The 25,256-nt window shown below is 47.1% G+C and carries 23 protein-coding genes and 1 tRNA gene; 10 read left to right on the top strand and 14 right to left on the bottom strand.

Features of this window, described 5'->3' with window-relative positions; genetic code table 11:
- Positions 1-106: 106 nt before the first annotated feature.
- The 5 genes from NDK19_RS10035 to NDK19_RS10015 all read left to right on the top strand — a co-directional run bounded on the left by NDK19_RS10035 (position 107) and on the right by NDK19_RS10015 (position 5,690).
- Positions 107-655 carry a SiaB family protein kinase gene (locus NDK19_RS10035; protein WP_250631742.1) on the top strand — a complete coding sequence of 183 codons (549 nt, stop codon included), beginning with the start codon at positions 107-109 and terminating at the stop codon, positions 653-655.
- Positions 656-667: 12 nt separating this feature from the next.
- Positions 668-1,033, top strand: coding sequence for a DUF1987 domain-containing protein (locus NDK19_RS10030; protein WP_250631741.1), 366 nt, complete (start codon positions 668-670; stop codon positions 1,031-1,033).
- 97 nt (positions 1,034-1,130) lie between these two features.
- Complete coding sequence (locus NDK19_RS10025; RefSeq protein ID WP_250631740.1) at positions 1,131-4,232, top strand: ATP-binding cassette domain-containing protein; 3,102 nt, start codon at positions 1,131-1,133, stop codon at positions 4,230-4,232.
- Between the two features lie 95 nt (positions 4,233-4,327).
- Positions 4,328-5,233, top strand: coding sequence for a hypothetical protein (locus NDK19_RS10020; protein WP_250631739.1), 906 nt, complete (start codon positions 4,328-4,330; stop codon positions 5,231-5,233).
- A gap of 25 nt (positions 5,234-5,258) precedes the next feature.
- A complete protein-coding gene (locus tag NDK19_RS10015; RefSeq protein WP_250631738.1) occupies positions 5,259-5,690 on the top strand; it encodes a hypothetical protein in 432 nt (143 codons plus the stop codon).
- A gap of 67 nt (positions 5,691-5,757) precedes the next feature.
- Here the strand turns inward: NDK19_RS10015 and NDK19_RS10010 are convergent, their stop codons facing one another.
- The 8 genes from NDK19_RS10010 to NDK19_RS09975 form a co-directional block, all read right to left on the bottom strand.
- Entirely contained in the window at positions 5,758-6,828 is a 1,071-nt protein-coding gene (locus NDK19_RS10010; RefSeq protein WP_250631737.1) for a M42 family metallopeptidase, read from the bottom strand.
- Positions 6,829-6,842: 14 nt separating this feature from the next.
- Complete coding sequence (locus NDK19_RS10005) at positions 6,843-7,670, bottom strand: FkbM family methyltransferase (protein ID WP_250631736.1); 828 nt, start codon at positions 7,668-7,670, stop codon at positions 6,843-6,845.
- A 21-nt stretch (positions 7,671-7,691) separates the two neighbouring features.
- Positions 7,692-8,624, bottom strand: a complete 933-nt coding sequence (locus NDK19_RS10000; protein WP_250631735.1) for a phosphoglycerate dehydrogenase — start codon at positions 8,622-8,624, stop codon at positions 7,692-7,694.
- A 65-nt stretch (positions 8,625-8,689) separates the two neighbouring features.
- Positions 8,690-9,064, bottom strand: coding sequence for a type II toxin-antitoxin system VapC family toxin (locus tag NDK19_RS09995; protein ID WP_250631734.1), 375 nt, complete (start codon positions 9,062-9,064; stop codon positions 8,690-8,692).
- Positions 9,064-9,294, bottom strand: coding sequence for a hypothetical protein (locus NDK19_RS09990; protein WP_250631733.1), 231 nt, complete (start codon positions 9,292-9,294; stop codon positions 9,064-9,066). Before NDK19_RS09990 ends, NDK19_RS09995 begins: the two co-directional genes overlap by 1 nt.
- Positions 9,295-9,336: 42 nt before the next feature.
- Complete coding sequence (locus NDK19_RS09985) at positions 9,337-12,678, bottom strand: VCBS repeat-containing protein (RefSeq protein ID WP_250631732.1); 3,342 nt, start codon at positions 12,676-12,678, stop codon at positions 9,337-9,339.
- Between the two features lie 74 nt (positions 12,679-12,752).
- The gene (locus NDK19_RS09980) at positions 12,753-13,445 is read right to left on the bottom strand and encodes a LytR/AlgR family response regulator transcription factor (RefSeq protein ID WP_250631731.1); all 693 of its coding nucleotides are present in this window, start codon (positions 13,443-13,445) and stop codon (positions 12,753-12,755) included.
- A 541-nt stretch (positions 13,446-13,986) separates the two neighbouring features.
- Positions 13,987-14,430, bottom strand: coding sequence for a DUF2141 domain-containing protein (locus tag NDK19_RS09975; RefSeq protein ID WP_250631730.1), 444 nt, complete (start codon positions 14,428-14,430; stop codon positions 13,987-13,989).
- Positions 14,431-14,516: 86 nt separating this feature from the next.
- On the opposite strand from NDK19_RS09975, the gene NDK19_RS09970 reads away from it, so the two are divergent.
- Together NDK19_RS09970 and NDK19_RS09965 are read left to right on the top strand one after the other, a co-directional pair.
- Complete coding sequence (locus NDK19_RS09970) at positions 14,517-15,125, top strand: hypothetical protein (RefSeq protein WP_250631729.1); 609 nt, start codon at positions 14,517-14,519, stop codon at positions 15,123-15,125.
- 113 nt (positions 15,126-15,238) lie between these two features.
- Positions 15,239-16,342, top strand: coding sequence for a 6-phosphofructokinase (locus NDK19_RS09965; protein WP_250631728.1), 1,104 nt, complete (start codon positions 15,239-15,241; stop codon positions 16,340-16,342).
- Positions 16,343-16,446: 104 nt separating this feature from the next.
- Here NDK19_RS09965 and NDK19_RS09960 read toward each other — a convergent pair whose 3' ends face one another.
- Entirely contained in the window at positions 16,447-17,976 is a 1,530-nt protein-coding gene (locus tag NDK19_RS09960) for a sialate O-acetylesterase (RefSeq protein ID WP_250631727.1), read from the bottom strand.
- Positions 17,977-18,007: 31 nt separating this feature from the next.
- A complete protein-coding gene (locus NDK19_RS09955) occupies positions 18,008-19,162 on the bottom strand; it encodes an aminotransferase class V-fold PLP-dependent enzyme (protein WP_250631726.1) in 1,155 nt (384 codons plus the stop codon).
- A 70-nt stretch (positions 19,163-19,232) separates the two neighbouring features.
- Between NDK19_RS09955 and NDK19_RS09950 the strand changes: the two genes are divergently transcribed.
- Positions 19,233-20,663, top strand: a complete 1,431-nt coding sequence (locus tag NDK19_RS09950) for an L-lactate permease (RefSeq protein WP_250631725.1) — start codon at positions 19,233-19,235, stop codon at positions 20,661-20,663.
- Here the strand turns inward: NDK19_RS09950 and NDK19_RS09945 are convergent.
- Both NDK19_RS09945 and NDK19_RS09940 read right to left on the bottom strand, forming a co-directional pair.
- Positions 20,658-21,677, bottom strand: a complete 1,020-nt coding sequence (locus NDK19_RS09945) for a GSCFA domain-containing protein (RefSeq protein WP_250631724.1) — start codon at positions 21,675-21,677, stop codon at positions 20,658-20,660. The two genes, NDK19_RS09950 and NDK19_RS09945, sit on opposite strands and share 6 nt — an antisense overlap.
- Entirely contained in the window at positions 21,644-22,303 is a 660-nt protein-coding gene (locus tag NDK19_RS09940) for a 3-keto-disaccharide hydrolase (RefSeq protein ID WP_250631723.1), read from the bottom strand. The genes NDK19_RS09945 and NDK19_RS09940 overlap by 34 nt, the downstream gene beginning before the upstream one ends.
- 152 nt (positions 22,304-22,455) lie before the next feature.
- Here NDK19_RS09940 and hemB point away from each other — a divergent pair, with 152 nt between their 5' ends.
- Together hemB and NDK19_RS09930 are read left to right on the top strand one after the other, a co-directional pair.
- Positions 22,456-23,430: a porphobilinogen synthase gene (hemB, locus tag NDK19_RS09935; RefSeq protein WP_250631722.1), complete on the top strand. Its 975-nt coding sequence runs from the start codon at positions 22,456-22,458 to the stop codon at positions 23,428-23,430.
- Between the two features lie 150 nt (positions 23,431-23,580).
- Positions 23,581-24,567 carry an endonuclease/exonuclease/phosphatase family protein gene (locus NDK19_RS09930; protein WP_250631721.1) on the top strand — a complete coding sequence of 329 codons (987 nt, stop codon included), beginning with the start codon at positions 23,581-23,583 and terminating at the stop codon, positions 24,565-24,567.
- A 4-nt stretch (positions 24,568-24,571) separates the two neighbouring features.
- Here the strand turns inward: NDK19_RS09930 and NDK19_RS09925 are convergent.
- Together NDK19_RS09925 and NDK19_RS09920 are read right to left on the bottom strand one after the other, a co-directional pair.
- A tRNA-Pro gene (locus NDK19_RS09925) sits at positions 24,572-24,646 on the bottom strand.
- Between the two features lie 40 nt (positions 24,647-24,686).
- Entirely contained in the window at positions 24,687-25,181 is a 495-nt protein-coding gene (locus NDK19_RS09920) for a YajQ family cyclic di-GMP-binding protein (RefSeq protein ID WP_250631720.1), read from the bottom strand.
- Between the last annotated feature and the right edge of the window lie 75 nt (positions 25,182-25,256).

The following is a 25,256-nucleotide window of genomic DNA, read 5'->3' as shown; positions in this document are numbered from 1 at the left end:
TAGCTAAAAAGTACTAAATTGAGCCACAAAATACATGTAAGGTACTTTTTGCGATTTCCATCGTTGTTATAACTGAAAAAACCTTGCAATGCAAACTTGATATGCAATGAAATATATTTATGATTTGCACAGGATAATGCTTAGGCAAAACCTGATTTTGGTATACGAAGGCGAGTTTACCCAAGAGATAACCAAATCGGTCTTGGCAATGGCAGAACGCAACATGGATGCTTTCGGCGAGGAAGCCTCCATTAAAAGAAAAGTGTTTAACGTGATGGTTGAATGTTTACAAAACATCTGTAAACATGCCGAATCATACGATACGGAAAGCTATGGTAAAAACAGCGCCATATTCATGATAGGCAAGCACAACAACGAGTACATCATCACGTCGGGTAATGCCATCCCCCAAGACCGAGTAGAAGACCTCTCCGCACGCCTCGCTCATATTAACAGTTTAGACAAAGAGGGGCTCAAAGAACTCTATAAAGAAATCATCAAAAACGGTGAGCTTTCTTCCAAAGGAGGGGCAGGCCTTGGTTTTATAGATATGGCACGTAAGTCCGGACAAAAACTCCGCTACGACTTTGAGCCTATCAACGATGCGCTTTCTTTCTTTTCACTCAGAACCACTATTTCAAGATCAAACGGCTAATTCATATAATCAATGGAAATCATTAATTTGGAAGGCACAGAAGATACGCCCAAAATCATTTTAGATAAAGACAAGGCGTTATTCGAAATCTCGGGAAGATCTTTGCCGGAAGATGCTGCGGAATTTTATGCACCCATATTAGAGTGGCTCGATAAGTACCAAGCTGCTCCTAATCCGGAAACTAACTTTTTATTTAAACTGGAATATTTCAATACAGCATCCTCCAAGTTGATTCTGGATATTCTTTCCAAGCTGGACAACATTGCCGGCACACGCGTTACATGGTATTACCACGAAGACGATGAAGATATGGAAGAAGCCGGCGAAGAATTTTCAGAACTTGTTGAAAATGTACCATTTGAGTTCAAGTCTTACTAAAAACTTATCTTAAATTCTGACGGCACTGCAAAGTCAAAAAGTGCATTCACCCAAGACTTTGCAGTGTTTTTATTGAAGCACAGCAGTCTGACTTACCATGAGTGAGGAAATACTCAAAGCACTAACCCAACTTTTTGCCATTATCTCTAAACAAGATACAGGCGTGAGCGAAGCTGAACGAAATTTTATCATCAGCTTCTATCAGCAAGACCTTGATTCGGAGACAATGGCCGAATATTTGGCACTGTACGATAAATATGCCGAATATGGTATCGATGACGATTCGGAGGAAGGGGATACCAAAGTTGAGCGCAAAAAAAGAGTTACTCGTGTAAATGAGGCAGTTCGCGTATTGTCGCTGTGTCGTAGAATCAACAAAACGCTGACACAGAAGCAAAAAGTTATCGTACTTTTTAAACTGTTGGAAATGGTCGGTTCAAACCGGAGTTTTACTGCCCAACGAATGGAAATTATCCAGACAGTTGCTTCTGTTTTCAATATCCCCAAAGAAGAATACAAACTGATGGAGTCCTATGCAATAGAAGAACACTCGTCTGCATTAGACTCCGAAGATATTCTCATATTTGATGACGAACCTCCAACCGAAGGCAGTAAAAGACGCTACATAGATAGCGGCAAGTTGGATGGCGAAATTATATTCATCCGTGTCAAAAGTGTAGATTTATATTTTATCAAATACACCGGCCACGATGAAATTTACCTGAACGGGCAGCTTGTAAAGCGCGACAGCATCGTTTTATTTTCCAACGGTAGTATCATTAAAACCCCTAAGGGTACACCGCTTTATTACAGCGACCTCATCAGCAAGTACACTGCCGACACTGTCAGAAACAACATTTCATTTAATGTTGATTCGGTTTGGTTCAAATTTCCTAACGGTACCATCGGCCTGCGAAATATCAATATTTCCGAAGGTGCAGGCAAACTGATAGGTATTATGGGTGCCAGTGGTGCAGGCAAAACGACCTTGCTCAATGTAATGGCAGGGTTAGAGGCTCCTTATGAAGGCAAAGTAACCATTAACGGTTTCAACATTCACGACCCCGTAGAAAGCAAAAACATCGAGGGCGTGATAGGGTACGTATCGCAGGATGATTTGCTGATTGAGGAGTTAACTGTATTCCAAAATCTGTTTTACAATGCCAAGTTGTGTTTCCGCGACTTGTCTGATGACGAGATAACCCAAAAAGTTGTTTCTGTATTGGAGAGTTTGGGCTTAGACCGCATCATGCACCTGAAAGTCGGCAGTCCGCTGAACAAAAAAATAAGCGGTGGCCAGCGCAAACGACTCAACATTGCTTTGGAACTTATCCGCGAACCGGGGATTCTCTTTTTGGATGAGCCAACGTCCGGTCTTTCTTCGCGTGATTCCGAAAACGTAATAGACTTGCTCAAAGAACTTTCCCTGAAAGGGAAATTGGTATTTACGGTTATACACCAGCCCTCATCGGACATCTACAAGATGTTTGACAAGATGTACATCCTCGATACCGGCGGCTATCCGGCGTTCTACGGCAATCCGGTAGAGGCTGTTACATATTTCAAAAAGGCAACGCGTCAGGTAGGCAGTGAACGCGGCCAGTGCATGACTTGCGGCAACGTAAACCCCGAACAGATATTCAATATTATTGAAGCCCGTGTGGTTGATGAATACGGTGAGTTTACCAACAAACGGAAAATTACGCCTGAGGAATGGAACGAAATGTATCAGGCTAATTTTAAAGTAGAGCGGGTAGAGGAAGTTCGTGAGAAGCCGCCCAAAACACTGCATATTCCGTCTAAGCTCAAGCAAACCATTATTTTTACCACGCGCGATGCTATTGCTAAAATCAGTAACAGACAGTATTTGACTGTGAACCTGATTGAGGCTCCCGCACTTGCCTTGTTAATGTCTTTGGTGATTCGTTACAAAGACAGCTTAGGTAAAGGCGAGTATGTATTCCGCTACAATGACAATATCCCGGCCTACATACTTATCTGCATTATCATTGCATTGTTTATGGGGCTTACTGTCAGCGCAGAAGAAATTATCAGCGACAGAAAGATATTGAAGAGGGAATCATTCCTTAATCTGAGCCGTACAAGCTATCTGTTCTCAAAACTGATTATCCTGTTTAGCTTGTCGGCCATACAAACCCTTTCATTCGTAGTAATCGGCAATTTGGTGCTTGGTATCAGCGAGCAATACTTTACCTATTGGTTGGTGCTGTTCTCTGTTTCCTGCTTTGCCAATGTGTTGGGGCTGAACATATCTTCTGCTTTCAACAATGCGGTTACGGTTTATGTACTGATTCCGTTGCTGCTGATTCCGCAAATGATACTTAGCGGTGGTATTTTCAGTTTTGAAAAGTTGAATAATGCGATTGCAAGCAAGGGTAAAACGCCTTTGATTACCGACATATGGGCATCCCGATGGGCATATGAAGCCATTTGCGTTGAGCAATTTAAATCGAACCCATATGAGCGCATGTTCTACGAAATAGACCGGCAAGAAAGCGCTGCCAACTACAAAACATCGTTTTGGTTGCCCAAGATAGATGAACTGCTTACAGCAGCAAGTGATTTAACCGACAGCCGTATTGCATCTGAGCAAGAACAGCGAAAAAACAACCTTGCAATAGTGGCAGCCGAACTGAAAAAAGACAAAATGCCTGTTCCCGGTAAGGAGGAAGCTATCGCATTGCTCGATGCAGCCTCATTCAATGAGGAATCGTTAGAGAAAATCAGGTTGCACACTCGGCAGTTGAATATTTTGTACGGTCAAATTCAGGCACGTATGGCAGATGCCCGCGACTCTATCATCATGGTTTTTGAAGAACAGGCGCGGAAATCCGGTAATGCCATCACCATCAATCAGTTAAAAGACCTTTACTACAACGACAACCTTGCCGATTTTGTCAAGAATGAAAACGTACTTGATAAAACATTCATAGAAGACAATAAAATTATCCAAAATACAGACCCTGTATTTACGCTGCCCGAGCCGGAACATCTGCTGGATTATCGCACACATTTCTTTGCACCGTTCAAACACTTTGGCGGAAATCTGATAAGTACCTACTATTTCAATCTGATAGTTATTTGGTTGATGACCGTGTTGTTGTATATTGCACTCTACTTTGAGTGGTTACGTAAGTTGATTAAGCTGTTCGGTAAATTAGAATTTGCAAAGAGATAATCTTTGACCATAGTGCTCATTTTTGGCTTTTTTTTTGATTAACTAAAACGTAGATAACTGTGGACGCTACCCTAACTACAAGACTCGTTTTTATTATGAAAAGATTATATCTGTCGTTTTCCTTGGTATTAATGCTTGCCTGCGGTGCCAATACCCCCGAAAGCAATACCCAGCAGGTGGTGAACAATGCTCCTGATGCTGCAAGTGAGGCAGCTTTACCCCAAATTTCGGATGATTTGGTTGCCAATATTATGCAATCCATACCTTCTCCGATTGAAACTTCCTTCCTGATTAAAGGCATTGGTGCTCCATACAATGTTTCTAACCTGAATGACCACAATCTGGTAACAAATTATAATACCAACTACAGCCAAGCCTTGAATTTGGGTGTTTACAGCACAGACCTTGGTTTTGCCAATTTGTACGATAAAAATCAGGATGTGCTCAATTACCTGAACGCTGTTAAGAAACTGGCAGATAACTTGGGTATTGGACAGTATTTTGACTACAAAACCATCAAGGAACTCGCTTCCAGCAGCGGTAATGTAGAGCAATTGCTCCAACTGACACAGCAGAATTTGGAAAAAATTCACAACCACCTGAACGAACAGAAGCGCGAAAGTTTAACTATCCTGATTCTGACCGGCGGATGGGTTGAAGCTCTTTACTTAACCACGCTTGTGAATCAAAAAGCCAATAATAAAGAGTTAAGAGACCGTATTGGCGAGCAAAAAATTGCCTTGGAGCAAATTTTGACTATCTTAGATGTTTATAAGACTAAGCCTAACTTTGCAACCTTGATTGCGGACTTGAAAGAGTTAAACAAGATTTACAGCAAAGTTCAGATTAAGACTACTGTTGGAAAGCCCACACAGAAGGTGGTAAATGGTGAAATCATTACAGAAGACAATACGGTCAGCACCATTATCATTCAAGATGCCGATGTGCAGGCAATTACCAGCATGGTTAAGTCTATCCGTAATAAAATTATCAAGTCTTAATTCTTTTTAAACTTCTTTTGTGAATATGCGAAATGCACTAACTAAAACAGCAGCATTATTGCCTTTCTTATTCTTCTCTATCGGTGTATTCGCTCAGTGCGATGCAGAAGGATATAGCCAAAAGGCACTGAAAGCATTGCAACAAGGCTATACCTTTGTGAAAAGCTATAAAGTAGATGGTAAAAATGGCGTTCGCAAGAACATTGAATATACCTGCGTATTTAGCAAAGACACCAACTACATGCTCCGTATTGAAGGTAAAGATGGCGGCGCGAAAGGTATTGTAGCAACCTTGCTGGATAATCAGCGGCAGGAGCTTACGACGAATAACTTGAATGGTAAATCTTATCCGGGTTGGACTTATCGTTGCCGCTCTACGGGTATTTACTACATCCTGTTCTCATTCAAAGAGTCTGAAAGTTATTGCGGCGCTGCCGTACTCGGCTTTAAGCGATAATTTCTGCTTACATACATAACAAAAGCCCTCAGAGTTGTATGATTCTGAGGGCTTTTCCTACTTGTGATTACTTGATGTATCTGAAATCTGTTCCGGCCGGCAACTGTACTAAGAAACTGTACATCAGACGAATGCAGTTTTCTACATCTTCCTGATGTGCCATCTCTACGGTGGTGTGCATATATTTCAGAGGCAGCGAAATAAGCGCGGAGGCTGTACCTACGCTTGAATAGGCAAATGCGTCGGTATCTGTACCGGTGCTGCGCGAAGCTGCCGCCCGTTGGAATGGAATATTTTCCTTCTGTGCTACTTCAATGATGTTTTTAAGCAGGTTGTTTTGAACTGCCGGCCCGTAGGTAAGGACAGGCCCTTTGCCACAGACTTGTTCGCCACTTTTAATTTTGTCGTACAACGGTGATTTGGTGTCGTGGCATACATCGGTACATACGGCCACATCGGCTTGTAAGCGGCGTGCAATCATTTCTGCCCCACGCAACCCGATTTCTTCCTGAACCGAATTAACTACGTAGAGTGTGTAAGGAAGTTGTACGCCGTTTTCATGCAGGCGGCGGGCTACTTCTGCAATCATAAAGCCGCCCATTCGGTTGTCTATTGCACGGCCTACGAAGTACTTGTCATTGAGTTCCGTAAAACCGTCTTCATAGGTAACTACACATCCTACGTGGATTCCCAATGCCTCTACTTGTTCTTTGGTGTCGCAGCCGCAGTCTATGATGATATTTTTTTGGGAAGGTTTGGGGTCGTCTTTGTCATCGCGCACGTGAATGGCCGGCCATCCGAACACGCCTTTGACAATGCCCTTTTCTGTATGGATATTTACCCGCATGGATGGGGCAATGGCATAGTCGGAGCCACCATTGCGGACTACGTAGATGTATCCATCCGGTGAAATATAATTGACAAACCAAGCAATTTCATCGGCATGTGCCTCAATCACGACTTTGTAGGGCTTGTCGGGATTGATGACTGCTACGGCTGTGCCATAGGTATCGGTGAAGTAGCTGTGTGTGTATGGTTTGAGGTAGTCCAGCCAAATTTGCTGGCCGGGTGTTTCAAAACCTGTGGGGGAGGCGTTGTTCAGGTAGCGGTAGAGAAACTCTTTGCTTTTACTGTCCATAATGCAAAAATGGTTTAGTGATGAGTAGATGAGTATTGTCGGATAAAATGCAGATAGCGTTGCAGTGCCTGCTCAAAAAGTGCCTGATAATCGGGTAGTACGGCTATAAAATTGCCCCAGCCTTGTGCATTTTGTAAGCGGGAAGGGTAGGGCTTGATGCTGTCCCATTCATGTTGAGTGCCGTACTGTACGATGGGTTTCCATTCGGAAAGATATACCATATAGCCTTTGTCGCACAAAAAATCGCCCAGTGTAGTGTACGTGTAGCCGTTGGGTACGGTTTTGTAGTCTTCAAATTCGCAGAGAATAACCGTAGGTTGGCAGGTTTCAAACGGAAAGCCTTTGAGGGCAAACAAATCATGCCCTTCAATGTCAATTTTCAGAAAATCTACCTGCGCAACTTTTTCCTGTTGCAAAATGGTGCGCAGCGTAATGGTTTTTACCTGTGTTGCGGGTAAATGCGAAGAATGAAAAGCCGATAAGGATGAGATACCCGACGAAACGCGACTGGTGTAGAAGTTCACCACTTGGTTGTCTTGGTCGCTGACGGCAAGGGGAAGCAGTTGCAGCCCCTTGATGGGCGGAATTTTGGCGCGATTGTTCGGGTCGGGCTCAAAGCCAATAACTCGCCAGCCCGCTGCTGCATATTCCGCACAGGATTCTCCGAAATGTACGCCAACGTCTATCATGGTACACGGATGTGCCGGTTTGAGAAAATCAAAGAAAAAATCTGCAATAATCTCCGCTTCCGAAAAATGAGGTTTTCGGTTAGGGCGCAGCCGATAGAAGAGTTTTTTGGTATTACGTCTTCCCAGAAGCCTGTAAATCAGATTTTTAAGCATAGACAGTTGGTTGCAGCGCAATTACTTGATTCCTAAAAAGCCAAACAGCAATTCTATGGCGCGCATACTTGCCCGATGTACGGCTTCTACTGTATTAGAGCCGTTGTGTGTGCCAAAAATGCATTGCTCAAAATGGCGCAGCGGAGAGTCCATCGGAAGCGGCTCATTTTCAAATACATCCAGCGCTGCTGCTGCTACTTTGCCTGTTTTGAGTGCTTCAATCAGTGCCTTCTCGTCTATCACAGGCCCGCGCGATACATTGACGATGCGCATACCGTCTTTGCCCATGCCTATTGTGCCGGCATTAACCAGATGACGGGTTTCGGGAGTTAGTGAGCAAGTAACAATCAGAAAATCGGCATAGGAAAGCCCGTTCGGGAATGTCTGAAATTCAACGCCTTTTACCTTGTCGCGGAAACGGGTGTAGGGGTCGTAGGCTATCAGGTGCATATCAAAAGCGGCGAGCCTTTTGGCAACGTGCATCCCAATATCGCCATAGCCCAGAATGGCAGCGGTTTTACCTTGCAGGCTCATACCGGGCGGTTTAGGCCAACGGCCTTCCATTACACCTTTGTGAATAGGGAAAGTGTGCCGCGCCAATGCCAATACATAAGAAACCGCTAAATCAGCTACTTCATTGCCGAACATATAGGGCGTATTGGAAACAGGAATCCCCAACTTTTCACAGGCTTTAAAGTCCACATTGTCCACGCCGATGCCCCATTTGACACAGGCTTTCAACTTACCGGCTTTTCCTGCGGTCAGCACTTTTTCATTGGCAGGGTCATCACCGATAATCCAGCCGTCAAATTCGGGCAGTAACTCAATGAGTTGTTGCTCGGTCAGGGTTTGCACAAAGTCAGGAATAACTAATTCAATGCCCTGTGCTTCAAACAGATGCCTGAACTCGTGGATTTGCCCAATCATGGGAGGGCAGCTAAGCAGTACTTTCATAGGATAGAATAAAGAGCCTATTGACAGACAAAAGTACGATAGGGCAAGGACTTTTCTGTAGAAAGTTAATGGGCAGTCAATGGATTTACTACAAGCAGGTTCTCAATATGTTCAAAGTCTTTTGTATTAGCTGTTGCGAGGCTTAGTCGGTGTTCTATGGCAGTCGCCGCAATTAATGCATCGCCAAGAGTCATGCTCTTCTGTTGCCTTAGTGCAATTGCTGTTTCTGCAATTGCATCAGTTAGTGGCAGAACTACCGCAGCTTCAAAAAGCGCTTCCAACAATAACTTTTCAGCCGCTTTTATCCTATGATAGCCCATTGTTTCAATTTTACTGATAATTGAAACAATGGGGTTGTTATGGATAACCCAATTTCGCAGTTCCTGATTATTGGCTTGACAAGCATAAATAATCAGGTTACTATCCATGAGGAATGCCATTATTCGCTGATATTTCTATCCTTTCTTATTTCTCTTTGCCATTCAACGGGGTCTTGAATAGAGGCAAAGGCATTGATGGAGGCCAATTGCTCCAATACAGCACTCATTTTTGCACCGTCGGATGTTGCTGATGAGGTTGGTTCAACAGATTTTATGCCTAACCTTTCAGCAAGCATAAGAAGCAATTGTAAGTCTTGCGGATTATGATATTTCAAGGTAATTGTGGGCATATTCAAATGGGTGTAGTTTAATGAGAACAAATTTTGTGCAAGCTACTGTTCCAGCATCAACAAACTGCCATTGTTGCGAGCAACCAACCACCGCCGCTTGCTGCCAATAGTAATGGGTTGAATATCACGCACTTCGCCTTCGGTGAGCCAGCCCGACTGATGCGGCAGCAGGCTTTTCCACTGCCCGTTGCCTTGGTTGAGCAATACCAGACCGCAGAAAGCATCGTAACGCCCCTGATAGGTGCTTACACCGTACAGGTTGCCGCCGATGAGTACATCGGGGCGGTTGTCCCGATTAACATCTGCTACATGGAAAGTGAAAATTTTACTCATTTGTGCTTCGGCAGGCAGTGGCAGCGGCGTAAAATTGCCTTTGCCATCGTTGCGCAACCACATGGAAGCGAAGGTATTCACCGATTTGCGGGTGGCATCCTGCATCAGTTTGTCTTCCATTATTTCGCCCAGCGTTTTGCCGGCATATTGGTTGTAGGCGGTAAACTTCTTGTTGATAACGGAAGGAATTTGTTTGCCGACTTCATCCTTAAAGGCTACGGGATATATTTTTTTGCCGCGGTTATAGGCCAGAATTTGCTCATCTCTGCCGTTTTTGTCAAAATCTTTAACGAAAATTTGCAGCAAAGGATTGCTGTCTTTGATAAACTTGGTGTTCAGCCCGATATTGCCTGCCAGAAGGTCTGTATCGCCGTCGCCGTCTAAGTCTGCCGCAGTTACTGCCTGCCACAGGCCATTGAGGTTTTGCAAGCCGTTGTCTTTTGCTGCTGTCAGTTTGCCCTTTTGGTTCAGGAACACAACAGGGGACATCCAGTCGCCGACGACTACCAAATCGGGCTGTTTGTCGCCGTTTAGGTCTGCCCAGCGTGCATCGGTAACCATGCCCACGTCTGCAAGACCGCTTACCGTACTTGTGATATCTTTGAAATTGCCCTTGCCGTCATTTTGCAAAAGGTAGGAGCGAGGTGTGCGCCCGTAGGCATAAGCCACCACGCGCCCACCGACGAATAAATCCATATCGCCATCGCCGTCAAAGTCAGCGGCACGCACGCAACTTTTATTGTCGGGCATTGGGGGCAGCGCCTGACGGTCGCGGGTGAAATTGCCCTTGCCGTCGTTGCGGTAGAGGCGGTCGTACTGTTCCTCCATTTGGCCAAAAAACTCATTGCCGCCACTGACTACGTACAAGTCCAAATCGCCGTCTTTATCTGCATCAAAAAACAGTGCGTCCACATCTTCATAAACCGAATCTGTTTCAATATCAGCTACTTGCAACAATTTGAATCCGTTGACGGTTTGTGTATAAAGTGCGCCGCTCTGATACTTCGCACCGCACAGGTAAAGGTCGTCTAAGCCGTCGCCGTTCACATCGCCCACGGCCATTTTAGGCCCTTCGGTAGATACCTTGAAAGGAATCAGGGCTTCGCGGTTGAAGTCAAAGAAGGTGTTTTCGCGGTGTTGCCACTCAAAAGGAGCAGCCAGCGCCTTAAACAGCGGTTTTTCCTGCGGTGCAAATAAAGGCAAGGGGGTAGGCGGCATCTGCATCCGCGCATTGGCGATGTCTAAGGTAATGAGTTGATTGACAGGCACTTTGGTTTTTATTTCGGTGCGAAAATCCGGCCAAATCACTACGAGTGAATCAATGGTTTGCGCTTGTCCCAAGCCAAAGTGCAACACGGGCGCAACTGCCGAAAGGAAGCCGCGCGTAAGCATGAGTTGCTGCATTTGTGTTTCGCCGTTGGCTTTTACAAAAACTTTTGCCCCAATGCCGAAACGGTTCAGCGAATCGCCCTTGAAGGTGAAGTTTGCCCAACTGTTCGGGCTGATTTTTTCGGCATTGTTCCGATAAACTCCTGCGGTTTGGTTGATGCGATTGGTTACCAAGTCCAAATCGCCGTCGTTATCTAAATCTACATAGACCGCGCCATTGCTGAAATCGGGCTCATCAAACCCCCATTCAGCCGAGCGGTTGCTGAAACGATAGTCTTTTTCGCCTTTGAAAATATAGTTATGGACTTTGCCTTCGGGCATCAGTGCCACGGATTGGCGGTCAATTTCCTGCGGGTTGCCGATGGCGCGGCGCAGCGAGTCGTTTGCCAAAAACTTGATGTAGTCCAGATTGTTCGGGCGGTGCGGAATGCCGTTGGTTACGAAAATATCCTTGTGCCCGTCGTTGTCGTAATCGGCGAGCAGGGCGCTCCAACTCCAATCGGTGGCTGCAACTCCGGCCTGCGAAGCAATTTCCGCAAACTTTTTGCCGCCCAAATTCAACTGCAAACAGTTGCGACTGAACTGATAGGCGAACCCATAAGCCAATTTGAATTGATAAATGTCAAAAGGGTCTTCACCTACAGATGATTTTTCCACCGTTTCGTCTTCGGGGTACATATCCAGCGACATAAGGTCTATGTAGCCGTCATTGTTGAGGTCTGCCGCATCGCAGCCCATCGTAAAGCGGCTGATATGCCCGAATGCACCTTTGAGGCTTTCGGTGAATGTGCCGTTGCGGTTGTTGATGTAGTAGTAGTCGTCTTCGTGGAAGTCGTTGCCGATGTAGAGGTCTTCCCATCCGTCGTTGTTCAGGTCTGCTACTACTATGCCCAGCCCGTAGCCCATTGCCGCGCCGAAAATGCCTGCCTGTTCGGAAACGTTGGTGAAAATTTTAGCAGGTTTTTGTCCTTTCAAATCTTTGGAAGGAATGGTTTCGTTGCGGAACAGGTAGTCGCCCGATTCGTTGTTGCGCAGGTTACGTGCCGTTACGCGGTCGTAGGAGCGCGAAGTGTGCACGGCATGGTTGAGCAGGTAGCAGTCCAAGTCGCCGTCTTTGTCGTAGTCAAAAAAGGCCGCTTGCGTAGAAAAACCCGTAAAGTCCAGCCCGTAGTCGGCGGCTTTTTCGGTGAAAGTCAAATCGCCGTTGTTGATGTAGAGTTCGTTTGCGCCTTCCAGCCCTTTGTAGTTGCCAACGGCGCAAATGTAAATATCGGGGTAGCCGTCGGCGTTTACATCGGCAATGGTTACGCCTGTTTTCCAGTCGGCATAGCCGCCTACGCCCGCTTTTTCGGTGATGTCTTCAAACTCAAAATTGCCTTTGTTGATATACAGGCGGTTTTTCACCTGATTGCCCGTAAAAAACAGGTCAATGTTGCCGTCTAAGTTGAAGTCGGCCGCAGCGACTCCGCCACCGTTGTAGTAGTAGAGGTAATCCAGAATGTTGATTTTTTCAGTATCGGTTAGGGTATTGGCAAAACTGATACCCGTTTGCGTAGGTTCTAAGGCAGTAAATAGCGGATTTTCAGCTTTTTGCGTTTGTTCGTTGCGGCAGGAAACCAGCAACAATGCTCCGAAAAAGATTCCGTACAGCGTCGCTTTCATGTACAAGTGGTTGTTTGTGTCTTCGTCTGAATAACACAAATAAAGCGAATCGGTTTGGAATATAATATGGCAGCCTACAACTTCCTGATTTTTCGGAAAAAGTCTTGCTGATAGGTGCGGCTGATGGGAATTTCTTTGCCTTTGATGATAATTTCGTTGTCCTCAATGCTTTCTATGCGGCTGATATTGACAATGTAGGAACGATGCACTCGGACAAAACGGTCGTCGGGCAGTTTGTCTTCAATGGATTTGAGCGTGGTATCTACCACATACTGCCGCTGTTCGGTATGAATCAGCACATAGTCGGAAAGCCCCTCAATGAACCAAATGTCAGCGGCAGACAGGCGCACCATTTTGTTATTGACCTTAACGAAAAAGTCGTCGCTGTCGCCCGATTCATTGACTGTTTTGTTGCGAATACGTTCCGAAATTTTGGCAGCCGACCGCGTAAAACGAGCAAAATCAATGGGTTTAACCAAATAGTCGGCAGCGTCCAACTCAAATGCTGCCAGTGCGAAATTGGTATGCGATGTTGTAAAAATGGTTACGGGCGGTTGCGGCAGTGCTTTAACCAATTCAATACCCGACAGCCCGGGCATATCTATATCCACGTACAACACATCCACGGGAGATTGCAGGAGGTAACTCAGCGCCTCTGTTCCGGAGGAAAAAACAGCCGTACAGTCCAGAAAACTGGTCAAGCCGATAAAATGCTCTAAAATCTTCCGCGATTGTTCATCGTCGTCTATGACTACGCATTTGAGCATGAGCAGGGAGCAGTAATAGTTTTGGTCATTTTCACGGAGTTCACAAAAATAACTGCAAAAAGGCAGCCAAAAAAAGAAGATGTCGCCAAAAGCAACATCTTCTAACAAACTACATAATTAGGATTAATGTATATCTGAACGCCGAAGCGATAATTGCGATACAAAACATCCCCGCGACCGGCGGGGATGGCAAGTTAGGTTGTAAGTTTGACCTTAATAGGTTTGTGCTCGGTATTAAGACCCCGTTTGCGGAAAGAAGGTTGCAAAGGAGTGATATTTTTTTACATGAAGTTTGGTATATAAGCATTTACGCAAGTTTAGGGGGATTTTTGGAGCAAGCAAATGCTTAATCGGTGTTCATTGGTATTATACGCACATCTGACGGGTATCTAAGACTCGTTAGGTGTAAGCCATTGTTTTTCAATGATTTACATGAAAATCTTTGCCAATCACCGGCGTTGTTGTATAAATCCTCAATCCGAGTTCCCCCAATAGCGATTTTATTGGGCGTTCATTCAAAGTAGTGCAGTCAATTGCCCGGCTACCAGTAAATCATCTGTATTTGCTGTCTGATTTCGGGCTTGTCTAAAACAAACTTTGCATCTGCATATTTGGGTGCACCCAGCGAATTTTTAGCGTTGTTGGAGGCAGCGTAGCCTTCTTTGGGGATGCCCAGCATGTTGGTATCCATTTTTCCGTTGCCGTTTTCATCGTGCAGCAGCGAAAAAGCGTATTCCCCGTAAGGTACTTCAAATACAATTTGTGCCTGCTTACCTGAAAGACTTACCTGAGCCGTTGCTATTGCCGATTTTTCGTCTTTCATAAACCCTTTTTCGCTTTTGTAGAGGGCAGCCAGCACCTTGCCGTTGGCACTGCGCAGGTGGCTTATTTCTACTACTATTTTGCCGGTCTGTGCGGCTGCTTGGCCGCCCGACCACATCAGTAAAATAATTACCGTACCAAACAATTGGCTTTTCAGGTTCATAAAATCCTAATTTTTATGCAATTTGTCGCAACTCTTACACCAGATTTACTGCTTACTCCATAATTTTGTTACGTAACTTTTTTGTGATGAAAAGCGAAACTCTATCGGGTAAACAATTACTCTATCTCATTATTCAGGGATTTATTGCCTATGTAGGAATTGTACTGTGGCATGAAGGCGCACTACGGAGCGAATATGAAGCTAATGTAGCGGCTTTGTATGAAAAATCGGTACAAAAATTAACACAGGAATCACCCGAGGCGGTTGCCCGATGGGCTGTATTGGAACGCAACTACCTGAAACAACTGACGCGCGACAAGGGCAATCCTATCAATAAAATTTCTGCCGAAAACCGCAACAAGGAAAAATACGGCAATCCTGTCGGCCCGACCTACGAATTTCTCACTGCCGAACTGCTGAAAAAAGGGATTCCTGCCGATATGACCGACCAGCAGATTATTTCCAGCGCTGCCACGTCTAACCAAAGCATCAATCAGCGCATGAACCAAACTGCTATCATCGGTATTAGTTTGTGCCTGCTCTATGTAGTCATTACGGCCATTAAAGTATTTGTTTCGCACGAAGACAAGGTTGCCGTACTCAAATGGGAGTTTATCGGTCTGATGGCCTCGCTTGCATCAGGCACACTTATCTCTCAGGTACTTGCCAATGCGTACTACTTTTTCATCGGCTAAACAGCAGCAACTTACCGAAAAAATGCAAGCCATTTCCAAGGATAGGGGATGGCTTTTTCTTTACTTCCTGTCAAATTAGGTATATTGGCATGGTTCTTCTGAATAGTTAAGCCATGCCTGAGAAAAAGAAAGTACTCGTACTTACCGGCGGAGGCGATTGCCCCGGCCTGAATGCCGTTATCCGTGCCATTGTTAAGCGCGCATCGCAAACGCCTGAATGGGAGGTTTGGGGCAGTATTGAAGCCTACAACGGCATTTTGCGACAACCGCAAGAGCTTGTTTTATTGGACAACAAAGCAGTGGCAGGTATTCATGTAAAGGGTGGGACAATTATCAAAACTACCAACAAAGGAGGCCCCTTTAATTGGCCTGTCAAAAATCCCGATGGCTCGTGGAGTGGCATTGACCGCTCGCAGGAATTGGTGCAATTGCTTAAAAATCAGGGGTTTGAGGCTGTTATCAGTATTGGTGGCGATGGTTCGCAGCGCATCAGCAAGGCATTGCACAACTTGGGCGTGCCTGTGATTGGTGTACCCAAAACAATAGACAACGACTTGGGGGCCACCGATTACACTTTTGGCTTTCAAACGGCGGTTCAAATAGCCACCGAATGTTTTGACAAACTCGTAACCACTGCCGAAAGCCACCACCGCGTGATGATTATGGAGGTGATGGGGCGCGATGCGGGATGGATTGCCTTGCATACGGCCATTGCAGGCGGTGCAGAGGTGTGTCTCATCCCCGAAATTCCGTATGACATACAAAAAATTACCGAGCGCCTGAACAGCCGTTTTGATAACGGGCGCGGGTTTGCACACATCGTCATTTCCGAAGGAGCCAAACCCAAAGACGGCACTGTAACTGCCCGTGCAGCCACCGAAGCAGGTTATGAGAACGTGCGCTTGGGAGGAGTAGCCTATCAACTTTCTGCACAACTCAAAGCCGCCGGATGCACTGCCGATATCAGGGAAACCGTTTTGGGGCACATCCAGCGCGGCGGCACACCCATCGCCTTCGACCGCGTACTGGCCACACAGTTTGGCGTAAAAGCCTTTGAAATGGTGCTGGCCGGCGAATTTGGGCGAATGGTGAGTTACCGAAACAATACCATCACTACCGTAACGCTGGAAGAAGCCACTGCCCGCTACAACGGCGTAACGCCCGACTCCTACCTCATCCAAACCGCCCGCGGCATAGGAATTAGCTTGGGAGATTAGGCGGGGCAGAGTGGGTGAATAAGTACGCGGATTGTTGCGAATGACACGGTTTTTTCGCTGATGTTTACATCCGAACCAATCCGCCTTCCGAAATATCGGTTTGTTTACTCCACCTTAAACCGTTTGTCGGCCGTTTTTTCGGGTAGGTTGTCGGTGCGGAAGGGAGCCAAGGGCAGCCCGATGGCATTGTACACATTGGCATCGGCGGGGTCGTCGGCCCAAGCATAGCGCACATACTCGGGGCGGCCTACCTGCGCACATGAAACAATGATGCGGTCGTTGCCGACAATGCGCGCCTGCGCAGGGTAAAATATGCCGTCTTTTCCTGCGAGCTCAAACCCCCGCACATAGCCATAGCGGTCGTTTTTTACTGCCAGTTTGCCGTAGGTATTCTTGAAATACAGTATCAAGGTTTCATCTTCCATCACTTTTTCTGCAAAGACAGGGTGCGCAGAGGCTATGTTGCGTTTGTAAACCAGATGCAGTGCCTGCAAGGCTAAACGCTTGCCTACATCCTGCTTGTTGCGGGGGTGAATATCTTCCGAGTCGCCTATGTCTATGGTTACAACCATTGCGGTTTGGGGCAATTGCAGTGCCGCTTGTTGTGCCTCGCGCAGTTCTGCCCATTCGCTGCCACCGTTTTGGCTGTTGCCGCCTGCCGCTTTCCAGTTGGCTAATTGCACAAACAGAAAAGGCAGTTCTTCGCCCCATTGTTTGCGCCAGTCTTTAATGAGTAAGGGAAAAGTTCGGGCATATTGCACCGCACGCACGGCATTGGTTTCCCCCTGATACCATATCACACCGCGCAGTGCATAGCGTTTCAGCGGGTAAATCATGGCATTGTACAAAATTGAAGGGTAGCGGTTGGGGTTTCGCTGTATCACCGAATCGGCCAAAGCATTTCCGACGGCAGGAACGCGGGCTAATTCTGAGGCAATATCGGGCAGTGTGGCAAGGCTTGTGCGGCTTGTCCATGACTCTACCTGTGTGCCGCCCCAACTGCTGTTTATCAGACCAATGGGTACTTTGAGCGAATCGTACAGATGGCGGGCAAAAAAATATGCCACTGCCGAAAAATGCGGCACAGTTTGCGGTGTTGCGGCCTCCCATTTACCGACGGCCAAGCTGTCTTCTAATACAAGGGAGGCGCGGCGCATAACTTTTACATGGCGAATCAGCGGGAAATCGGCAGCGGCGGCCTCTGCATCGGCATTGTTGCTCAGCCTAACCGGCCACTCCATATTGGACTGACCGGAACAGAGCCAGACCTCACCAACGGCTACGTTTTTAAACAGAAGGGCATCCTGTTGGGGCTGTGTAATCATCAGGCTGTAATTGCTGCCAACGGGCAGGCTGTCTAATTCAATGTACCAGATGCCGCTTTGTTTGTCTGCCCTGCTTTTCCAACTGCGGTTGCCTATTTGTATGCTGACGGGCTGCCCGGGCACTCCCTTGCCCCATATCGGGATTTTTTTACCACGCTGCAACACCATATTATCGCCGAAAATAGGGGCTGCTTTCAGTAGCTGTACGGGCTTTTGCTTGACTTTTTTTTGTGCTGCCGTCGGGAGGGCTACCCATAAGCAACTGATAAACAGGATGTACCGAAATATGTCTTGTATGTTTGTCATCATAGGGTCAGGGTTGCTGTATGGTAAACGGAAATTATGCAAATGCTGCTTTCAGACCTTCTGTCAGGGCTTCTATATCTGCCGGCGTGTTGTACAGGTGCGGTGAAATGCGCATGGCATCGCCTCTATAAGACACCAGCACATGTCGGCGGCCAAGTTCTTCACGTACGCGCTCCATGGCTACCGTTTGCGGAAAACGAACGCCTAACAGGTGCTCGCTGCGCCAGTGAGGGTCTTCGGTGTAACAGCCTGCTGCTGTCAAAAAATCAATGAGCGGTGCGGTCAATTGACGGCAGTGAGATTGTATTTGTGCCGTTCCCCATTCCTGTATCAGGTGTAAGGCTTCCAAGAACATGGGAATCAGGATAAAGTTGCTTTTTTCGCCTACATCGTAGCGCACGGCACCGGGCTGATAGGCCGGTTGGTAGTCCACTAAGCGACTGAAATCTTCGCTGTTTAGCCGCCCCATCCATGACTCTTCCAGCGGTCTGCCGTTGTCAAAAACAGGGCCGAACCAAGCTGCACCGATGCCATAAGGCCCCATCATCCACTTGTAAGAGGCCGCAATAACGGCATCCGCATGAATTTCGCGCAGGTCAAACGGATATGCACCGATGCTTTGTGTACCGTCTATTACCAGCACTCCCCCGTGGCGATGTACCTTATCGGCGATTGCTGCTAACTCAAAGCGTGTGCCGTCTGCCCAATGAAAGTGTGGCAAAGCAACCAATGCAGTTTTATCGGTAATCGCCTTTAAAATAGCTTCATTCCACAATGCGCCCCGATTGTGCAAGGTTTTGGGTGGTGCAATGGTTTTGATGGTCAGCTGTCGCTCTTTGGCAAGCACCTGCCATGCATAAATATTGCTGGGGAATTGTTCGTGAGCCACTATGATTTCATCGCCTGCTTCGCAAGGCAGGTTGCGCGCAACCGTGGCAATGCCATAAGAAACCGAAGGGATGACGGCGACACGCTGCGGCTCGCTGCTTCCTATAAGGTTGGCAAACGCATGACGTACTTTTTCTACATCCGTAAAAAAATCTGCCTGACTGATTTTGTAAGGCTCTGCTTTGCGCAGAAGGCCTTTCATACCCGCAACAGATACGGCATTGGGCATGGGCGACATGTAGGCACAATTCAGATAATGCACCTCATCGGCAATACTGAATAGAGAACGGTAGTTTTCCATAATGACAATTTGACCGGTATCAAATATAGTCTTTCGTTTTGTATCTTTCGGCTGTTGCATCTTTTTAATCATGTCCCAATCGCTGATTTTCACGCTGCTGGCGCTCCTGTTGCTGCTCGGCGGCATTTTTATATTGCGCCGCTTGTGGATGGGGGCGCTTGCGGGTGTGTTGTTTCTCGGCATTGCCCATGTGCGGGCAAAAGGAGTAGCCTCTTTGTTTCCCGCGGCGGCAGATACCCTGTTTGTTTGGGCAGAACTTGGTTTACTGATTTTCGGGGCATACCTTTTTTACAACTTGCTGCACCGACAGCGGCAAATGGAAACCTTTCATCAAAAAATAGGTGCTTCGGGTACGGGTCTGCCTGTGGTGTTGCTGTTTGGCTGGTTTCTGGGTAGTTTGATGGAAGGCATTGCAGGTTTCGGTATTCCTGCGATGCTGGTCGCTCCGCTGCTGTACAGTTTCGGGTTTCGGCCGCTTACTTGTGTGATTATTCCGCTGGCGGCCAATACGGCCTCCGTAACTTTTGGCGCACTGGCAACAGCTTTGCGCATCGGCATAGGTGTAATATCTCCCGCAGATGCAGTAGTGCAGTACACTGTTTTGCTGAATGCGTTGCCCATTCTGGCCATGCCTTTTGTGCTGGCATGGCTTTACACCCAAACAGAAGGAATCAGCCTGTCGTGGCGCAGCGAACTGCAAACGTTGCTGGCAGCAGGTGTCTGCTTCCTGATTCCTTATTTAGTCGGCAGCCGCATCAGCGTGGAACTGCCTACTGTATTGGCAGGCAGTATCGGCCTGTTTGCATTTGTTGCGCTGGCCATGCCCAAAGAAGCCAAACCGCCTGCCCTGCTCTGGTGGCAAAGTTTTTGGCCTTACTTGTTGTTCATTGCCTTGCTGATTCCTGCAAGTTGGTTGTTCAAACCCATCGGTTGGCAGTGGTTGGAAGGCGGGAAAAAATTTTCAGCCTTTCAGCCCGGTCTGTTGTTTATTCTTGCCGGAATAATTTATCAGGCAATCGCCGTTAAACAAGGCGCACGCAAAGGTTTTTTACATGCATGGCAACAAACAGTCGGCAAAATGCGCATGACTTTGTTCAGCATATTATTGCTGGTGCTGTTTACCCAACTCATCCGCACAGATATGGCGGCAGCATATGCTGAACTTACGCCGCAGCATCCGTGGATGGCATTGCTCGTTTTTCCGGGTATTTCGGGGGTAATGGGTAGTTTTATTACAGGCAGCGCCACCATGGGCAATTTGCTTTTTGCGGGAGGGCTGAAACACTTGCTTGCGGGGCAATTGTGGATGATGCTTGCCTTGGCCGTACTTCACTCGGGCAGTGCCGTGGGAAATGCCATTTCGCTGCAAAATATTCTGATGGTCAAGTCTATCGTTCCTGACGAAATAGAAGAGGCACGCATCATGCAAATCAACGCGCCTGTGGTAGCGTTTTACATGTTGTTGGTATGGCTGGCGGCGTGGCTGGTAATGAGCTTATAAGGTATTCAATTGCTCTTGCAGTTCTGCCATTTCCTCGCTTACATCTAAATGCGGTGCAATTTCGGCTAATTTTTGCGACAAATCTTCCAAAAAGCGACGATGCGATGCACTGTTGGCCTGCAGCGGGCGATGCGCCAACCCCTGCCTGATTTTCTGCCAGCGTTGCATGAGTTGCAAGGTAGGCAGGCGGAAATATGCCGAAGCGAATTTGTCAAAAATGTAATCAACTGCCTGTTCGGACGGGTGCAGCATGTCGGCGGCATAAAAGCGGTAGTCGCGCAGGTCGTCTAAAAGCAGCTCATAAGCAGGGAAATAGCCTGTTTGAGGAAACTTTTCAGTGATTTGATGCACAGCCAGCCGCAAAACAGACTTACTTACTGTATTAAGCGGCAACGTATCCTTGATATGCCGCACGGGGCTGACTGTCAGAATAATGTGGCAGTTTTTGGGCAAGGTAACAAACATTTTTTCAAAAGCACCGATAATTTCTTCGGTTTGCAGCAGCCGTTTGCGGAAATTCTTTGCAGGTATTTTGTGGCAATTGGCTACGGGAACGCCGCTTTCTGCCAATTCATAAATCCATGCTGTTCCGAGCGTGATAATCAGCCACTTGTCCGAGTTGGCAGGTGCTTGCAAAAAATCGGCGGTTTGTTGCATTTGCCTTCGCACAAGTTGGTTAATGGCTTCGGGACTTTCGGCAAAATAGCGACTGTGCAGCCCGTAATGAAAAAAAAGCCCGTCGCGCTCAACGGGCATGGTGCGCAGAGGTTCGCCGCTCAACGATTTTTCCAATAACTCAAAGAGGCTCACGGGGTTAAAAATTGTCCCGAAAGGATTGACGAGCACCTGAAATTTATTGTCGGCGAGCCGTTGCCCGACCTCATCGGCAAAACAAGAGCCGACCGTCAGCAGGCGGCTCTTGTGCGTAATGGCTTTGTCCGAAGGCGGAACGGTAAGTTCGGTGCGAAACTCCATGCGCGTTACAGGCTGCGGATGCGGATATTGCGGAACCATACTTGGTCGCCGTGGTCTTGCAAGGCAATGTGCCCCTTGCCGCCTTTGCCGTAGAGCGGCATATCTTTAAACTTGCTTTTCTTGTAGAGTTCCTCCCATTCGGGGCTTCCTAACTGATATTCAACTACTTTTACGCCGTTGAGCCAATGCTCCACTTTGCCTTTATTGACAATGAGCTTGACTTTGTTCCACTGCCCGGGCGGCTTAACGGTTTCTACGGTACAGGATTGCAAGTCGTAGTTATCGCCTGCGCGGTGCGTTTTGATTTTGCCGTCGGGGTGTCCGTCGTTGTCCAGAATCTGCATTTCCGGACCGGATTGCCACACATACTTCACGTCATCATTTTCTACCACATGGAAAAAAATGCCGCTGTTGCCATTGACGGAAATTTTCCATTCCAAATGCAGTTCAAAATTTTCGTATTGGTTTTTGGTGATGATGTCGCCGCCGCCTTTGCCTGCAAGCATAAAACCTTTCGGGATTGGCTTCCACTGTTCGTTGACGGTCGGGCTTTTAAAGTTGCGCCAAGCATCTAAGGAAGATAGATTTTCCCAGCGTCCTTTTTTTTGGGCGGTGGCTGCTGTGGCAAAACAGAACAATAAGAGAAGGGTTGTGAGTGTTCTCATTTTGTATATGATTAAGTGCTGATGTTACCAATCGCAACATAATAACCTGTGCGGTTTTACATTGCTTGCATTAACAAAACTACAAATCCACAGGCTCAAATCCCAAATCCGAGAGGTGCGGTGTATTTTTGCAGCCAACAAACCTACCGTTCATGTTACATCGTCCCAGAAGAAACCGCAAGTCCGAACCTATCCGCCGCATGGTGCAGGAAACCCGCGTAGAGACCGACAACCTCATCTACCCGTTGTTTCTCACCGAAGGCAGCGGCTTGCAAGTGCCCATCAAATCTATGCCCGGCATTTTTCGCCTTTCGCCCGATGCGGCGCTGCGCGAAATAGAAGAGTGTCTTGCCCTTGGGCTGAAAGTTTTTGCTCCTTTCCCGCACATTGAGGACAGCCTCAAAGATAAATTTGCTTCCGAAAGTTGGCGCGAGGATAATTTATACCTCCGCACTATTCGTCTGATAAAAGAGCGTTTCCCCGAGGCGGTGCTGATTACGGACGTAGCCATGGACCCGTACAGCTCCGACGGGCACGACGGGCTGGTAGAAAACGGCGAAATTATCAACGATGCCACGCTGGAAATTCTTGCCAAAATGGCAATTGCGCAAGCACAGGCAGGCAGCGATATTTTAGGACCTTCCGACATGATGGACGGACGCGTGCAATACATCCGTGAAATGCTTGATAATCAAGGATTTACCAATGTGTCTATCATGAGCTACACGGCAAAGTACGCCAGCGCGTTCTACGGCCCTTTCCGCGATGCGTTGGACTCTGCCCCCCGTTCAGGCGATAAAAAAACCTATCAGATGGACCCTGCCAACGCCCGCGAGGCACTGCTGGAAGCCACATTAGACGCAGCCGAAGGCGCTGACTTTCTGATGGTAAAGCCTGCCTTAGCTTATTTGGACATCATCCGTTTGCTGAAAGATAATTTTGATTTACCGATTGCAGCCTACAACGTCAGCGGCGAGTATGCTATGATTAAAGCCGCAGCAGCTAACGGTTGGATAGACGGCGAGCGGGCAATGAAAGAATGTTTGCTCAGCATCCGACGTGCGGGTGCAACGGCAATTCTGACCTATTTTGCCAAAGAGTTTGCCCGCTTGCAGGCCAATAAATAATCAGATAAGCAGCATTCTGATTTCGGATTTGGGATTTCGGAATACGGATTTGAAAATCTGCTGAACACTGTATTATCTGTAAAAAAATTCGTGCGCATGATATTGTGCGTTGCTTAGTTACAAATTAATCAATCAAAATTACACATGCTGATGAAAAAATTCTTGTTGTTGGGGCTGTGCTTGTTTACGCTTGCACTGCGCGTCAATGCGCAAAGCATAAGCGAGCGAGGTATGGCACTCCCCGAAAATTATCAGTTTCCTCAAAAGAATACGTTTACCATTCTGAACTGGAACGTAGAGCACTTTGTAGATGCTTTTGACAACCCCTACATCCGCAACGAGCGCGAAGATGTAAAAGATGCCAAAGCACAGGAGGAAGTAAAGCAAAAAGTTGCGATGTTGGTAAAAGCCCTTCGCGAAGCCGATGCCGACATTGTCGTTTTGCAGGAGTTTGAGAGCATTGCCTTTCTGCGTCAGATTGCCCGCGAGCACCTTGCCGATATGGGCTATCAGTTTTTTGCAGGTTCGGAAAGCCCCGACTGGTACATGAACGTGGTGATAATGAGTCGCTACCCAATGGGGATGACTTACAGTTTCCGCAGTCTTTACACCCCTGTGCCGGGCATTAAAAACAAAGACGGTCAGCCCCGCACCCAAATTAATGTCAATTCCCGTGTGGTTGCGCAGGAAATTTTTATCCGTCCCGACTATGCCTTCTTGCTGACAGGTGTGCACTTGAAAGCAGGTCGCACGGAGGAAGACATCGCTACGCGGTTAGGGCAAATTCAGGCCATTCAGTATCAGTTGCGGCAGTTGCGCAAACGCAACAAACGCCTGCCGATGGTTTTTGCAGGAGATTTTAACTCATTGGACGGTAGCCGTGAAATGGCGGAATTGTTGCGCAAGGATAATCCGCTGCGGTGGAATGACCCTTGGCAGGGTAAAACCGTATTTACGCACACAGCAGACAAGCCCGAACGCCGATTTGATTATATTCTGGTAAACAAGGCCATGCAGCACTTGGTAAGGCGTGAAGAAGCCGTTATTGGCGGTTTGTTGAAAGACGACCCTGCTGCACAGCGTGCTATCAGCGACCATATGCCTGTGCGGGTAACGTTTTCGGTGCCTGTAAAATAAGTTGTCGGAGTGAGAGGATTCGAACCTCCGGCCTCCACGTCCCGAACGTGGCGCGCTAACCGGACTGCGCTACACTCCGATTCCACCGCAAATTTATCAATATTTGATTTCAGACAATACTAATCCCGCTTCATGTTCACAAATTGGAGCGGGATATTGTAATCTTTTTGACGCATCAGGGCGATAACTTCCTGTAAATCATCTATTTTCTTGCCTGTTACGCGCACGGTTTCATCCATGATGCTGGCTTGTACTTTCAGCCCTGAGTCTTTGATGTCTTTGACTATTTTTTTGGCAATATCTTTTTCAATGCCTTCTTTCACGCTGATATCTTTGCGCACCATATTGCCCGATGCATACTCTGCTTTGCCGAAGTCTAAGCATTTGGCATCCAGATTTTGCTTCACCATGCGTTCAATGATTACTTTGATAACCGATTTGAGACTCATTTCATTATCGGTAACGATGGTGATGTGCAGCGTCTTTTTGTCAAGCGTAATTTCGGTTTTGCTGTCTTTCAGGTCGTAGCGCGTGGCAATTTCCTTGCGGGCGGTGTTGATAGCGTTATCCAGTAATTGGTGGTCAATCTTATTAACAATGTCAAAAGAAGGCATAGGCGTGCAGGTGTTTTAATGTGATTAGCTTCAAGTGCTCAAATTTGGCGACAAATCGGCTTTTTTACAATGAAG

Origin of the sequence: Rhodoflexus caldus (genome assembly GCF_021206925.1) — a bacterium.
In the GTDB taxonomy this organism is placed as follows: Bacteria; Bacteroidota; Bacteroidia; order Cytophagales; family Thermoflexibacteraceae; genus Rhodoflexus; species Rhodoflexus caldus.
Note: the sequence above shows the minus strand (reverse complement) of the source record. Positions and strands in the feature narration are given on the sequence as shown.

Excerpts from the sequence above, each read along its gene's own strand:
- NDK19_RS10020 (WP_250631739.1), top strand. The coding sequence starts at position 4,328 with ATGAAAAGATTATATCTGTCGTTTTCCTTGGTATTAATGCTTGCCTGC.
- NDK19_RS09965 (WP_250631728.1), top strand. The coding sequence starts at position 15,239 with ATGCCTGAGAAAAAGAAAGTACTCGTACTTACCGGCGGAGGCGATTGC.
- NDK19_RS09995 (WP_250631734.1), bottom strand. The coding sequence starts at position 9,064 with ATGGCATTCCTCATGGATAGTAACCTGATTATTTATGCTTGTCAAGCC.
- NDK19_RS09960 (WP_250631727.1), bottom strand. The coding sequence starts at position 17,976 with ATGATGACAAACATACAAGACATATTTCGGTACATCCTGTTTATCAGT.
- NDK19_RS10035 (WP_250631742.1), top strand. The coding sequence starts at position 107 with ATGAAATATATTTATGATTTGCACAGGATAATGCTTAGGCAAAACCTG.
- NDK19_RS10030 (WP_250631741.1), top strand. The coding sequence starts at position 668 with ATGGAAATCATTAATTTGGAAGGCACAGAAGATACGCCCAAAATCATT.
- NDK19_RS09920 (WP_250631720.1), bottom strand. The coding sequence starts at position 25,181 with ATGCCTTCTTTTGACATTGTTAATAAGATTGACCACCAATTACTGGAT.
- NDK19_RS10025 (WP_250631740.1), top strand. The coding sequence starts at position 1,131 with ATGAGTGAGGAAATACTCAAAGCACTAACCCAACTTTTTGCCATTATC.
- NDK19_RS09990 (WP_250631733.1), bottom strand. The coding sequence starts at position 9,294 with ATGCCCACAATTACCTTGAAATATCATAATCCGCAAGACTTACAATTG.
- NDK19_RS09955 (WP_250631726.1), bottom strand. The coding sequence starts at position 19,162 with ATGGAAAACTACCGTTCTCTATTCAGTATTGCCGATGAGGTGCATTAT.
- NDK19_RS09980 (WP_250631731.1), bottom strand. The coding sequence starts at position 13,445 with ATGCTCAAATGCGTAGTCATAGACGACGATGAACAATCGCGGAAGATT.
- NDK19_RS09950 (WP_250631725.1), top strand. The coding sequence starts at position 19,233 with ATGTCCCAATCGCTGATTTTCACGCTGCTGGCGCTCCTGTTGCTGCTC.
- NDK19_RS09970 (WP_250631729.1), top strand. The coding sequence starts at position 14,517 with ATGAAAAGCGAAACTCTATCGGGTAAACAATTACTCTATCTCATTATT.
- NDK19_RS10000 (WP_250631735.1), bottom strand. The coding sequence starts at position 8,624 with ATGAAAGTACTGCTTAGCTGCCCTCCCATGATTGGGCAAATCCACGAG.
- hemB (WP_250631722.1), top strand. The coding sequence starts at position 22,456 with ATGTTACATCGTCCCAGAAGAAACCGCAAGTCCGAACCTATCCGCCGC.
- NDK19_RS10010 (WP_250631737.1), bottom strand. The coding sequence starts at position 6,828 with ATGGACAGTAAAAGCAAAGAGTTTCTCTACCGCTACCTGAACAACGCC.
- NDK19_RS09930 (WP_250631721.1), top strand. The coding sequence starts at position 23,581 with ATGAAAAAATTCTTGTTGTTGGGGCTGTGCTTGTTTACGCTTGCACTG.
- NDK19_RS10015 (WP_250631738.1), top strand. The coding sequence starts at position 5,259 with ATGCGAAATGCACTAACTAAAACAGCAGCATTATTGCCTTTCTTATTC.
- NDK19_RS09975 (WP_250631730.1), bottom strand. The coding sequence starts at position 14,430 with ATGAACCTGAAAAGCCAATTGTTTGGTACGGTAATTATTTTACTGATG.
- NDK19_RS10005 (WP_250631736.1), bottom strand. The coding sequence starts at position 7,670 with ATGCTTAAAAATCTGATTTACAGGCTTCTGGGAAGACGTAATACCAAA.
- NDK19_RS09985 (WP_250631732.1), bottom strand. The coding sequence starts at position 12,678 with ATGAAAGCGACGCTGTACGGAATCTTTTTCGGAGCATTGTTGCTGGTT.
- NDK19_RS09940 (WP_250631723.1), bottom strand. The coding sequence starts at position 22,303 with ATGAGAACACTCACAACCCTTCTCTTATTGTTCTGTTTTGCCACAGCA.
- NDK19_RS09945 (WP_250631724.1), bottom strand. The coding sequence starts at position 21,677 with ATGGTTCCGCAATATCCGCATCCGCAGCCTGTAACGCGCATGGAGTTT.